Source organism: Micromonospora sp. NPDC049204 (genome assembly GCF_040647935.1).
GTDB lineage: Bacteria > Actinomycetota > Actinomycetes > Mycobacteriales > Micromonosporaceae > Micromonospora.
In genome coordinates this window covers 261,935-273,973 of sequence record NZ_JBEZDC010000005.1, presented here as the reverse complement: position 1 = coordinate 273,973, position 12,039 = coordinate 261,935, and the positions used below count along the sequence as shown (strand labels likewise).

General features: G+C 69.9%; 11 protein-coding genes and 1 pseudogene. 7 read left to right on the top strand and 5 right to left on the bottom strand.

The features are described from left to right. Positions 1 to 107: 107 nt before the first annotated feature. The 4 genes from AB0A90_RS12695 (at position 108) to AB0A90_RS12680 (ending at position 2,988) form a co-directional block, all read left to right on the top strand. On the top strand, positions 108 to 758 hold the full coding sequence (locus tag AB0A90_RS12695; protein WP_357245796.1) for a hypothetical protein: 651 nt from the start codon (positions 108 to 110) through the stop codon (positions 756 to 758). Positions 759 to 858: 100 nt separating this feature from the next. Then, positions 859 to 1,482: a hypothetical protein gene (locus AB0A90_RS12690; RefSeq protein ID WP_357245793.1), complete on the top strand. Its 624-nt coding sequence runs from the start codon at positions 859 to 861 to the stop codon at positions 1,480 to 1,482. A gap of 100 nt (positions 1,483 to 1,582) precedes the next feature. Beyond that, the gene (locus AB0A90_RS12685; RefSeq protein WP_357245790.1) at positions 1,583 to 2,101 is read left to right on the top strand and encodes a sigma-70 family RNA polymerase sigma factor; all 519 of its coding nucleotides are present in this window, start codon (positions 1,583 to 1,585) and stop codon (positions 2,099 to 2,101) included. Between the two features lie 17 nt (positions 2,102 to 2,118). Then, a complete protein-coding gene (locus AB0A90_RS12680) occupies positions 2,119 to 2,988 on the top strand; it encodes a hypothetical protein (protein WP_357245787.1) in 870 nt (289 codons plus the stop codon). 117 nt (positions 2,989 to 3,105) lie between these two features. Here AB0A90_RS12680 and glgB read toward each other — a convergent pair whose 3' ends face one another. From glgB to AB0A90_RS12665, 3 genes are all read right to left on the bottom strand, one after another. Next, on the bottom strand, positions 3,106 to 5,208 hold the full coding sequence (glgB, locus tag AB0A90_RS12675; RefSeq protein ID WP_357245784.1) for a 1,4-alpha-glucan branching protein GlgB: 2,103 nt from the start codon (positions 5,206 to 5,208) through the stop codon (positions 3,106 to 3,108). Beyond that, the gene (locus AB0A90_RS12670) at positions 5,196 to 7,271 is read right to left on the bottom strand and encodes a maltotransferase domain-containing protein (protein ID WP_357245781.1); all 2,076 of its coding nucleotides are present in this window, start codon (positions 7,269 to 7,271) and stop codon (positions 5,196 to 5,198) included. The genes glgB and AB0A90_RS12670 overlap by 13 nt, the downstream gene beginning before the upstream one ends. A 165-nt stretch (positions 7,272 to 7,436) precedes the next feature. Then, entirely contained in the window at positions 7,437 to 8,240 is an 804-nt protein-coding gene (locus tag AB0A90_RS12665; protein WP_357245778.1) for a hypothetical protein, read from the bottom strand. 288 nt (positions 8,241 to 8,528) lie between these two features. Between AB0A90_RS12665 and AB0A90_RS12660 the strand changes: the two are divergent. Next, positions 8,529 to 8,666, top strand: a pseudogene (locus tag AB0A90_RS12660) (helix-turn-helix domain-containing protein); the annotation flags it as partial. Positions 8,667 to 8,683: 17 nt separating this feature from the next. Here the strand turns inward: AB0A90_RS12660 and AB0A90_RS12655 are convergent. Next, positions 8,684 to 9,259 (bottom strand): helix-turn-helix domain-containing protein, encoded by a 576-nt coding sequence (locus tag AB0A90_RS12655; protein WP_357245775.1) that lies wholly within the window; start codon positions 9,257 to 9,259, stop codon positions 8,684 to 8,686. 100 nt (positions 9,260 to 9,359) lie between these two features. Here AB0A90_RS12655 and AB0A90_RS12650 point away from each other — a divergent pair, with 100 nt between their 5' ends. Both AB0A90_RS12650 and AB0A90_RS12645 read left to right on the top strand, forming a co-directional pair. After that, on the top strand, positions 9,360 to 9,776 hold the full coding sequence (locus tag AB0A90_RS12650) for a nuclear transport factor 2 family protein (protein ID WP_357245772.1): 417 nt from the start codon (positions 9,360 to 9,362) through the stop codon (positions 9,774 to 9,776). Further along, positions 9,773 to 10,603 (top strand): NAD-dependent epimerase/dehydratase family protein, encoded by an 831-nt coding sequence (locus AB0A90_RS12645; RefSeq protein ID WP_357245769.1) that lies wholly within the window; start codon positions 9,773 to 9,775, stop codon positions 10,601 to 10,603. The genes AB0A90_RS12650 and AB0A90_RS12645 overlap by 4 nt, the downstream gene beginning before the upstream one ends. 19 nt (positions 10,604 to 10,622) lie before the next feature. Here AB0A90_RS12645 and AB0A90_RS12640 read toward each other — a convergent pair whose 3' ends face one another. Beyond that, positions 10,623 to 11,873 carry a DUF222 domain-containing protein gene (locus tag AB0A90_RS12640; RefSeq protein WP_357245768.1) on the bottom strand — a complete coding sequence of 417 codons (1,251 nt, stop codon included), beginning with the start codon at positions 11,871 to 11,873 and terminating at the stop codon, positions 10,623 to 10,625. Between the last annotated feature and the right edge of the window lie 166 nt (positions 11,874 to 12,039).

The window sequence follows — 12,039 nt, the reverse complement described above, 5'->3', positions numbered from 1 at the left end:
CGGTGGGACCACCGAGGTGATCGAATCCTTTCTGTCTGAGCATTCTGCTGACCCTCGTGCGTCCCCTTCCGGAATATTCGACCGAACATCCAAGGAGCCCTGGGCGGATGATTCGAACCACCCCCCGTGCGGTCCTCTCCGCTCTGACCGTTGCCGTGGTCAGCCTCGGACTGATCGTGGCGCATCCAGGAAGCCGGCCCGCCTTCGCTAGCAACTGGGGATCGATCTGCGATACTGCCATCGCATGTGTGAGCCTCGCGAACAACTCGCAACACGCTATCCGGTTCGTCAACCTGACATCGTCCGACACGCCGACTTATCCGAATGACATTCCACGCATGCAGATCGCCGCTAATCACGCGATCGCCCAGTACAACGCCACTGACATGGTGGTTTACCGTGACGAGTCAGACCCGCTGCCTGACGTCTGGGTGCATGATTGGAACTACGGCAGCGTTGATTTCTTCGGCATCACCTACTGCACGGATGAGAATTCTGGTACCGGTGGAAGTCACCCCAATCGTTGGTGCCGAGGTCAGCAGAACAGATTTAACGCCTACTGGTACTGGAACGCGAGTGGCGTCTTCGATACCGACTTCCAGCGCCGTCTGCTCACTTGTCACGAATTGGGGCACACCGTAGGGCTGCGACACAACACCGTGTCTTCGAATAGTTGCATTTGGTGGGACCCATTTGTTGCGAACACGGGCTCCATTCTCCACGCTCATGACATCAGCCACATCAACGCGCGCTACTGACGGGGTGAAAGAAATGAGGGCGACGACGTCGCGATTCGCTGGAACCGTCGTTTCTGCAGTGATAGCTGTGGCCATGACGGCCGCCTGTGGGCAGCAGGGCATGACGAACGCGGAGCCGGCCGTGTCAGCGAACGTGCTGGACCGGTATACCGCGCAGGACCTCGGGTTCTACAAAGCAGTTCGCCTGGGTGACGGCGCTGTCCTCAGGCCGCAGCCGGTGTCGCTGGAGGCTGCTTTAGACGAGAGCACAGCCACGGTGTTAGCGACGCCTATCGGTGTTCGCGCTGGGCGGTTGATCCACGATCTCCAGTTCGTCGATGTAGAGCTCCGCATCGCCGAAGTGCTCCACGGTGCGCTCCGGCCTGAACTCAAGGGCGTTGTGCAGGTCGAGTTCCCGGTGGCATTCCTGCCGGCACCGGTCCAACCGGCGGTCGATCAGATGAGCTCGCATCTGCCGAAGAACCCGGCCGTCTGGCTGCTGCGCTGGGATGGTAAGCCGCCCGCAACACGCAAGCCCGGCGTCCCTGCGGAGGACCCCACTGTCGACAAGACGAAGTACAAGCTGGTTCATACGAATTGCGGTGTCTTCACCCAGGGCGAGAAGGGCGTCGTTGCCGCGACTGCGCAGTCGGGTGAGGGGCACGAACCGACAAGCGGTGCGCAGTCGGAGGCGCAGTCGCTGCCCAAGCTGAGTGATCTTGTGACACTCGTGCGGAAGAAATAGTCCGGGCACCTGTAACGGTTTGGAGGCGACCGGACATCTACCGGTAGAGCCTGGTCGGCCAGCCACATGAGCCAGGCACCGATGCGCGAGGCGGAGCTGGGTGGGATCGGCGGAGTCAGCATGGTTCGAACGGGTCTTTTCAGAGCACTACGACCTCATCGTCCACTATGCGCTTCGCCGCACCGGCACCTGGGAGGACGCGGCGGACGCCGCCGCGGAGACCCTGCTCGTCGCTTGGCGTCGCCGGGACACCGCACCAGCGGGCGATGCCGTACGGGCTTGGCTGTACGGCATCGCCCGCCGCGTGCTTGCCAACCAGGCTCGTACCGGCCGCAGGCAGGAACGCCTGATCGCGCGGCTGCGGGCCGAGCCCATCCTGGTCGAGCAGAGCGCCGACAGGACCCGCGACCCGGTCTGGGAAGCGCTGCGCCGCTTGAAACCTGCCGACCGCGACATCCTCATTCTCACCGCGGTCGAGGGCCTCAGCCCCACCGAAGTGGCAGTGGTCCTCGAGTGCAGTGCCGTGTCCGCTCGTGTCCGCCTGCACCGAGCCCGAACACGTCTGGCCCGGGAGATGCAACTGCCGGTGTCGGGCCGGCAGCACCAGCGGACATCGTGATGACGAGAAGGGGTGTCATGCGTCAGGAAGAGAATGGGCTCGTCGACGGGTGGGTACGGCGGGCCGTCGTGCCTGATCCGGCTGCGGTTGTCCGGCTCACCAGCACAGAGGCGAGGCGGGTGATGCTCGAAGAGATCGTCTCAGCTCGCGACAGTGTTGTGGACGAGGACCACCGGTCCGGAACGAAGCGCCGAGCCGTGCTGGTCGCCGTGGCTGCCGCAGCCGTGACCGGTGCAGGTGTGTGGGCTGTGAAGGCGGACGACCTGGCACGCCCCCCGGTGGCGAATCGGCCGACCCCAGTCGACTCGGGCCTCGACCGCTACCGTGCCTCCGATCAGCCCTTCTTCGAAGCGCTACGACCTTCAGAGGCCATGTCCATGGTTCCGCCGCCCGGCACGCTGGAGGCGGCGTTCGCCAAGGCGACCGCGACGGTGATCGCCAGGGTCGCCGCCGTCAACATCGGCCGCATCCTCCACGATCTCCAGTTCGCCGATGTTGAACTCCACGTGCACGAGGTGCTTCGCGGCTCGCTGCGGCCCGAGCTGAACGGCGTCGTGAGGGTGGAATTCCCCGCTGCTTTCCTACCCGGCGACATCAATCCGGTGCTCGACCGCATGCGGTCCCGCCTACCAGAGAATCCCGCCGTATGGCTGCTGCGTTGGAATGGTGAGCCGCCCCCCACTCGCAAGCCCGGCGCCCCCATCCAAGACCCCACCGCTGACCTGAGCCGATACAAGCTGGTCCATCCGACCTGCGGCGTCTTCGCCCAGGGCGCCGACCATGTGATCGCGGCGACAGCCCCTTCGTCCTATCCCGCCTATCGAGCCCAGAAAGAAGGCGAACAGTTCGCTCTCCTGAGCGAGCTGGCGGACCGAGCAAGGCAGTGACCCGCTAGCCTCCGAAACCCGGCCTCAGCTACGCCCCGGCACCTACTCAGGCAGTTCGGCGCCGGAGCGCCGGCTAGCACCGAACAACGCGTCGTCACGCAGGCAGAGCACCAGTGGTCAGCCCTGACGGAGCCAGACGGCACCCAGCGGTGGCACCTGGAGGGCAGCCGAGGCGACCATCCCGTGCCACGGCACGTCCTCGGCGCGCACCGCGCCCAGGTTGCCCACCCCGGAGCCGCCGTAGTGGTGGGCGTCGGTGTTGAGCACCTCGGTCCACGTACCACCGGCCGGCAGGCCGATCCGGTAGTCGTGCAGCGGCTGGGCGGAGAAGTTCGCCACGCACACCAGGGTCGAGCCGTCCGGGGCGATCCGGACGAACGACACGGTGTTGTTGGCGACGTCGTCGCCGGCGATCCAGCGGAACCCGGCCGGTTCGGTGTCCTGCGCCCAGAGCGCCGGGGTGTCCCGGTAGACCCGGTTGAGGTCGGCGACGAGACGCTGCACGCCGGCGCGGGCCGGGTCGTGCAGCAGGTACCAGTCCAGGCCGCGCTCCTCGCTCCACTCCCGGTCGTCGGCCAACTCGGAACCCATGAACAGCAGTTGCTTGCCGGGGTGCGCCCACATGTACGCCAGCAGCGCCCGCACGTTGGCCAGCCGCTGCCAGGTGTCGCCGGGCATCTTGCCGGCCAGCGAGCCCTTGCCGTGCACCACCTCGTCGTGGCTGATCGGCAGCACGTAGTTCTCGCTCCACGCGTACGCCAGGGAGAAGGTGAGCTGGTGGTGGTGGTGCTGGCGGTAGATCGGGTCCTTCGAGGTGTAGAGCAGGGTGTCGTGCATCCAGCCCATGTTCCACTTGAACCCGAAGCCCAGCCCGCCCTCCGTGGTGGAGCTGGTGACACCCGGCCAGGCGGTGGACTCCTCGGCGATCATCACGACCCCGGCGTGGTGCTTGTAGACGGTCGCGGTCACCTCCTGCATGAGCGCGATGGCCTCCAGGTTCTCCCGGCCGCCGTACTGGTTCGGGGTCCACTGCCCGTGCTCCCGGGAGTAGTCCAGGTAGAGCATCGAGGCGACCGCGTCCACCCGCAGCCCGTCGACGTGGAACTGGTCGCACCAGTAGAGCGCATTGGCGACCAGGAAGTTGCGGACCTCGTTGCGGCCGAAGTCGAAGACGTACGTGCCCCAGTCCGGGTGCTCGCCCCGGCGCGGGTCCGGGTGCTCGTAGAGCGGGGTGCCGTCGAAGCGCGCGAGGGCCCACTCGTCCTTGGGGAAGTGCGCGGGCACCCAGTCGAGGAGCACGCCGATGCCGGCGGCGTGCAGCCGGTCGACCAGGTGCCGGAAGTCGTCCGGATCACCGAAGCGGGAGGTCGGCGCGTAGTAGCCGGTCACCTGGTAGCCCCAGGAACCGCCGAACGGGTGCTCCATCACCGGCAGGAACTCCACGTGCGTGAAGCCCATCTCGGTGACGTACGCGGTGAGCTGGTCGGCCAGCTCGCGGTAGCCCAACCCGGGTCGCCACGAACCGAGGTGCACCTCGTAGACGCTCATCGGCTCCTGGTGCGGCTGCCGCTCGGCCCGTCGGGCCAGCCAGTCCGCGTCGTTCCACCGGTACGTCGAGTGGTGCACCACCGAGGCGGTCGCCGGCGGCACCTCCGCGTACGCGGCCAGGGGGTCGGCCTTGTCCCGCCACTGCCCGTCGGCGCCCAGCACCCGGTACTTGTAGCGCGCCCCGACGCGGGCGTTGGGGACGAACAGCTCCCACACGCCGCTGGAGCCGAGCGAACGCATCGGCCAGCCGTCGTCCGGGGACCAGCCGGTGAAGTCGCCGACCACCCGCACGCCGCGGGCGTTGGGCGCCCACACGCTGAAGGCGACGCCCTCGTCGAATACCCGCGCGCCCAGCGCGTCCCACAGCCGCTCGTGCCGGCCCTCCCGGATCAGGTGCAGGTCCAGCTCACCGAGCGTCGGTGGATAGCGGTACGGGTCGTCGTGCGCGGTGCCGTCGACCTCCACCCGGTAGTCGAGCACGGTGCCGTCGACCTGGGTCTCGAAGACACCCGCGTCGTGCACCCGCTTCATGGGGTGCCGTTCGTCGCCGACGAGCAGCACCACGTCACCGGCGCCCCGGCGCATCGTGCGGATCGTCGTCGAGCCCTCGGCGGGGTGCGCGCCGAGCAGCGCGTGCGGGTCGTGCGTCGCGCCGGTGATCAGCTGGTCCATCGGTCGTCCTTCGGGGCGGGGGCGGTCGGCGCGGTACCGCCGGAGAGTTCGGTGGGGACGTCGGTGACGGTGAGGTCCGCCGGTTCTACGCCGGCGGGCACCGGCGCGGAGGGCGCGGCCGGGCGGCGGACCGTCAGCACGTGCGCCGGTTGCAGGTACGGGTCGAGCCGCACCGCGTTGCGCTGCCCCCAGTCGTAGCTGGTGCCGGTCAGCTCGTCGTACACGGTGAACCGCTCGTGCCAGTCGAACCCCAGCTCCGGCATGTCCAGGGTCGTGTTACCCCACTGCACCACACGTGAGTCGAACGAGCAGATCACGATGACGGTGTTGCCGGTGTCCGGGTCGTGCTTGGACCAGCAGAGCAGCGACGGGTTGTCGATCTCGTGGAAGCGCAGGTTGCGGAGCTGGTGCAGGGCCGGGTTGTCGCGGCGTACCCGGTTGAGGGTGGCCAGGAACGGCGCCAGCGATCGGCCCTGCGCCTCGGCGCCCGCCCAGTCGCGGGGGCGCAGCTCGTACTTCTCGTTGTCCAGGTATTCCTCCGCGCCCGGCCGGGCCACGTGCTCGAACAGCTCGAAACCGGCGTACATGCCCCAGGAGGGGGAGAGCAGCGCGGCCAGCACCGCCCGGATCTTGAACATCGGCGGGCCGCCGTGCTGCAACGACTCGTGCAGGATGTCCGGGGTGTTCGGCCAGAAGTTCGGCCGCATGTGGTCGGCCGACGCGACCAGCTCCTCGCAGTACTCCCGCATCTGCGCGGCCGTCGTGCGCCAGGTGAAATAGGTGTACGACTGCGTGAAGCCGATCTTGCCCAGGCCGTGCATGATGGCCGGCCGGGTGAACGCCTCAGCCAGGAACAGTACGTCCGGGTCGACCTTCTTCACCTCGGCGATCAGCCAGTGCCAGAAGTCGAACGGCTTGGTGTGCGGGTTGTCCACCCGGAAGATCCGGATGCCCTCGCCCACCCAGTGCAGCACGACCCGCAGCACCTCGGCCCGGATGCCCTCCGGGTCGTTGTCGAAGTTGACCGGGTAGATGTCCTGGTACTTCTTCGGCGGGTTCTCCGCGTACGCGATGCTGCCGTCGGCCCGGGTGGTGAACCACTCCGGGTGCTCGGTGACCCACGGGTGGTCCGGCGCGCACTGCAACGCCAGGTCCATCGCCACCTCCAGGCCCTGCGCCGCCGCCGCCTCGACGAAGGCGCGGAAGTCCGCAGGCGTACCCAGGTCGGGGTGGATCGTGTCGTGGCCGCCCTCGGCGGCGCCGATCGCCCACGGCGAGCCCACGTCGGTCGGCCCGGCGGTGAGCGCGTTGTTGCGGCCCTTGCGGTTGACCCGGCCGATCGGGTGGATCGGCGGCAGGTAGAGCACGTCGAAGCCCATCGCGGCGACGCCCGGCAGCCGCTCGGTGGCGGTCGCGAAGGTGCCGGACCGGTCCTGCGTCGCCCCCTCCGAGCGGGGGAAGAACTCGTACCAGGCCGAGTAGAGCGCCCGCTTGCGGTCCACCCAGATCGAGTACGTGTCACCGGAGGTGACCAGCTCCCGCACCGGGTGCTCCCAGAGCAGGTCGGCCAGCGCCAGGGCCGGGCCGACCCGCTGCGGCAGCGGCAGGTCGGTCTCGACGAGCGCGGTGAGCGCGTCGGCGATCCGGGGCCGCTCGGCGGTCGGGACCAGGTCCCGGGCGGCGGCGAGCACCCGCGCGCCCTCGGCCAGGTCGTTGGCCAGGTCCTCCGACCCCTGCCCGGCGGCGATCTTCTTCGTCACCGCGTTCTGCCAGGTCAGGTACGGGTCCTGGAACGCCTCGACGGCGAAGGCCCAGGAGCCGACGGCGTCCGGCCGGATGGTGGCGTGCCACCGGTCCTGGCCGGGCTCGCCGGGGCGCATCCGGGTGAACGGCCTGGTGACGCCATCCGGACCCATCCAGACCACGTTGCAGCCGAGCGCGTCGTGCCCCTCCCGGTAGGCGCGGGCCGACACCGGGACCGGTTCGTCGACCACCGCCTTGGCCGGGTACCGCCCGCACGAGACGACAGGGGAGACGTCTTCGATCGGGAACCGTCCAGTCACCCCGCCAACCTACTGCGCGAGATCCGTTCGCGCGCGGGCAAGCCCGCCGGTCCGCCCTACCCCGGGGTTGCGCGTCAAGATCCGTGCACGTTCGGGGGTACGTGCTGCCGCGCGGCGTCACCCTCCGACGTTGTGCGCGTCTTCGTGGCGTCGGTGAGGGGCAGATCACCTGTAGCGCCCACGGTCGGGCGGCGGCCCGGCGCCCGCGCTGGTGTTCGTCGCCCGCCAGGTCGGCCAACCGTGTGGCCAGGTGTCGGGCCAGTCGTGGACTCGGCCGGGCGGCACGCTCCCGGTGAGGCCGAGCACGTCTCGGGCGACCCTGCCGCCGATCTCGCCGATCTCCACCGCGGTCAGCGGCGCCCACCAGCCGAACCCTTTGAGGGCTCCGCCGACCACCACCCGCGCCTGTTCCGGCGGTATGCCTGTGGCGGTGAGGAACCACTGCAGGGTGAGTTGGGAGTACCCCTGCCAGCCGTCGTTGTCGACGACGGGGGCGGCGACGAAGGTCATCAACTGCTCGCCGGCGACCTCCCAGGCGACGACCTCCGCCGCGTCGCCGGCCCGCCCCGGATCGAGCGACGGCAGAAGGTGGTCGAACCGCTCAGCCAGGCTCTCCAACCAGCGCCGCCAGGCCAGCAGCGCGTCGGCGACGAACGTCGGCGCGTCCGCCGGGGCCGGGATGCGGTCGGTCACGAAGCCCACATGCTCCCTCTCGCGGGGCCCCCAGTGCCAGCGATAGGCCCACGGGCCGTACCGGTCGGACAGCAGAGTGCTGACGGAATCGACCCAGGCGAAGGCCTCTGCTCCCCCGACCCACCCGCCGTCGCGGAAGGCCGGCGGGGGAGGCGGCGGAGGGACCAACGCCCGGACCGCCACCGACATCTCGACCGGGTCGAACGGGTATCGCGCCGGGTCGATATCCGCCCACGCCGCGAGCTGCGGTGGGCTGCTCGACCCGTCGTCCGCCATGGCTCAGCATCCTGGCAGCCGACCATCCAGGCGTCGAGCCAATACCCGAGACGCAGGAGACGCACCGTGTCGGGCTTGTGTCGCGTGTCGTGTGAGACACGTGACAGGGGCCTGACGCTGACCACGCCGGACGACTGACCACACCGGGCCGCTGACCGCCGCTCCCGTCGTCCGGCGGTCGTCCGCTTGCGCGCGGCCAAGCACCTCGCCTGCCCTGCCCCGTCGCGACGATCCGCAGGCTGCAAGCTCGCACAGAATCCTGGTTGTAGTGGTCTCGGCGCGTCGGCGATGCCACTAGATCCTGGTTCGAGCGGTCTCCGGAAACCCGAGTGGGTGCGGCGCAACATGACGCAGCAGCAGTTCGCCGACCGGCTGGGCAAGTCGACGAGTTGGGTGGACAAGGTCCAGCGTGGGGTACGTCGGCTGGCCCACTGAGAACCAGCTCAGCGCGATGGACCTGCGGGGAGCTCGGACTGGCCGTCGTGTCCGAACACGGAGTCGACAAGTGCGTCCAGGCCGGCGTGCCACCGCGCTTCGGGCCAGTCGCGCAGGTGCTCGACCAGGTCGCTGCGGACGGCAGCGAGCAGGGCATGGGCCAGATAGTCCGCCGCCTGCGGGCCGCGTGCCTCCGCGACGAGGCCGGCCAGCAGGGCGTGCCAGTGGTCGTACGCCTCATTGCGGTACGGGCTGCCGCTCCCGGCGCTCTCGAGCGCCAGCGTGAGCACCCGGTTGTCGAGCTTGAAGCGCAGCATGGCCCGCAGCAGTTCGACGGCCTGCTCCGCCGCCGGCCGGTGGGGTGACACCGCGAGCGCAGCCTGCAACCGCAGTCCCCGTTGCTCGTAGAGGGCGCGGATGAGCCCGATGCGGTCGCCGAAGCGCCGGAACAGGGTGCCCTTGCCGACCCCGGCTGCGGTGGCGATGTCATCCATGGACACCTGGTCGGGGTCGGCTGCGGTGTCGAAGAGACGCCCGGCGGCGGCCAGCACCGACTCCCTGTTGCGTAGCGCATCGGCCCGCACCGGACACCCCTCTCGCCAAACGGACTAGCGGTCCGTATAGTTTAAGCGGACCGGCGGTCCGCATCTTAGCGCGACCGTACCGGACGACGAAAGGACGATCATGTCGGACCACCCCACCTCCGTGTTCCATCGCGGCATGGAGCTGCTGCTCGCCAAGGACATGGCCGGGTTCATCGCGCTGTTTGCCGAGGATGCGGTGCTGGAGCTTCCGTTCGCGCCGCCCGGCCAGCCGCGTCGGGTAGCCGGGCGCGCCGAGCTGCACGAGTACCTGATCAACTACCCCGCGCTGCTCGACGTCCGCGAGATCCGCGATCGAACCGTGCACGAGACCAGGGACCCCGAGGTCATCGTCGTCGAGTTCGTCGCCTCCGGCTTCGTCGTCGCGACGGGTCGGCCGTACGAGGTGCGCTACATCGCCGTCCTGACCATCCGTCACGGGCGGCTCGTGCACTATCGCGACTACTGGGATCCGATCGCCGCACAGGAGCTGCTCGGTGGCGGCCTGGTGCGCTCATGATCCTGGTCATCGGTGGCACCGGGACCACCGGCCGCATCGTCGCCGCCACGCTTGCCGAGCGCGGTCACCCCACCCGGATCGCCAGCCGACGCCCCACCGCCGGAGGGGTCCGCTTCGACTGGCGCGACCCGACCACCCACTCAGACGTGCTGGGTGGCGTGCGCGCGATCTACGCCATCCCCCCGGTCGGCGAGGTCGACCCGGCGCCGATCATGCTGCCCTTCCTCGAGCGGGCACGCGACGCCGGTGTCCGCCGGGTGGTCCTGCTCAGCTCCTCGGCCGTCCCGCCCGCCGAGCACGGGCTGGGCCTGGTGCACGCACGCCTCGGTGAGCTGTTCGGGGAGTGGGCGGTGCTGCGACCGTCCTGGTTCATGGAGAACTTCGTGGGTGAGCAGCCGTACGCCGTGAGCGCCCGCGACCATGGCGAGATCGTCAGCGCCACCGGCACCGCCCGGGTCGGCTTCGTCGACCCTGCCGACATCGCCGAGGTGGCGGTGCGCGCTCTCACGGACCCGACGGCGCACAACACCGACCACATCATCACCGGCCCAGAGGCGCTGAGCTACGACGCTGTCGCCGCCATCCTCACCGAGGCCGGCGGCCGGCCGGTCCGGCACCGTGCGATCGACGCGGCGGAACTGGCCGAACGCCACAGCGCCAACGGCATACCGCCGGACTTCGCCCGCTTCCTCGCGAGCCTGGACACGGCGATCGCGGCAGGCGCGGAGGACCGGACGACGTCGACCGTCGCAGACGTGACAGGTCGTACGCCACGATCCTTCCGGGACTTCTGCCGGGACCGCGCGGGCGGCGATCGTCCTGGCTGACGCTCGGCCGGCTGTCTGGCTAGTTGCGCCGGTGGTAGTGGTTGCGACGGGGGAGCCGGTCGGGGTCGAGCCAGGCGGGTGGGATGAATTCGGGGTGGCCGTCGTTGCCGAGCCGCACAACCCAGTCGCTGTGGTGCACGTGTCGGTGGTGGTGGCCGCAGAGGAGGACGGCATTGTCGAGGCTGGTCGGACCGCCGTCGGTCCAGTGGCGAATGTGGTGACCGTCGCACCAACGCGGCGGGCGATCACAGCCGGGAAACCCGCAGCCCCGGTCGCGCAGCACCAGGGCGCGGCGGAGCGACCCGGTGATGAGGCGGCGTTGTCGGCCGATGTCGAGTGGTTGACCGGCGCCGCCGAGCACGGCGGGCAGGATGCTCGCGTCGCAGGCGAGCCGACGCACGGCCTCGGCGCTGAGGTGCAGGCCGGTGTCGAGAGCGCCGGTGCCCAGCTGCCGCGTCAACCCGTCGTAGCTGGTGGTGACGACGACCTGGGCGAGATCGCCGCCGGCCTCCGGCAGCTCACCGGTGCGCAGGGCCAGCCGGCACACGTCGGCGAGGGCGTCGTGGCGGCGCTGGCCCGGGGTGCGGGTGTCGTCGGGGCCGGTGGGTGTGGTCAGTGGGTCGATGGCGGCGCGGAACGCGGCTGCGGCTTCGGTGTCGAGGATGCCGGTGAGGCGGAGCCGGCCGTCGGGCTGCTCGCTGACGGTGACGTGCCGGTCGCGGGCGGCCCGCGACTCCGATGCCCGTAGTGCGGCCTCGGCCGCGGCGTCGGCGACGTCCGGGGCGACGTGGTCGAGGATCCGGGTGCCGAGCTTGCGCAGCAGGGTGGCGTCGAACTGCGTCGCCCAGTCGACGAGGACGCCGACGGACTTGTCGGCCGCTTCGGTGCCGGCCGTGGTGCGCACGGTCTGGACCGTGCCGGCGATGGCCCGGACCTGGTCCGCGTCGACCGTCCCGGCGGCCAACGCGTCCCGCACGGCGGGCGGGGCGGCGTCGAGCGTCGCGGCCAGCTCGACCAGACGCCGGGCGGCACCGACTCCGAGCCGCAGCCGGTCGCGGAGCCACACCGCCGTCGAGGACGCGCCCTGTGCGGTCGCGGTGCCGCGACCGTCCAGCTCACGGACAAGGCTCAGCTTGACCGCGGCGAGGCGTTGCTCCAAGCGGTGCGTGGCGTCCAGCGCCGCCACGAGATCGTGCTCGCCGGCGGCCCAAGCGGGCGTGTCGAAGCAGGCCGCCACCCTGGCCTCCGCCTGCTCCAACGCATCGATCACCACCAGAGACTAGAACACCTGTACGACACTTCCGGCACTGCCGACGGTTGGCCGGGCGGATCACCGCACCTCCGCGCGAACGGCTACCCGCACGCGGCGGCGTGGTGGGTCGGTCGGCGATGTGGTGGGTCGGTCGGCGTTGCCGCGCCACCACCAGCGGTCAGCG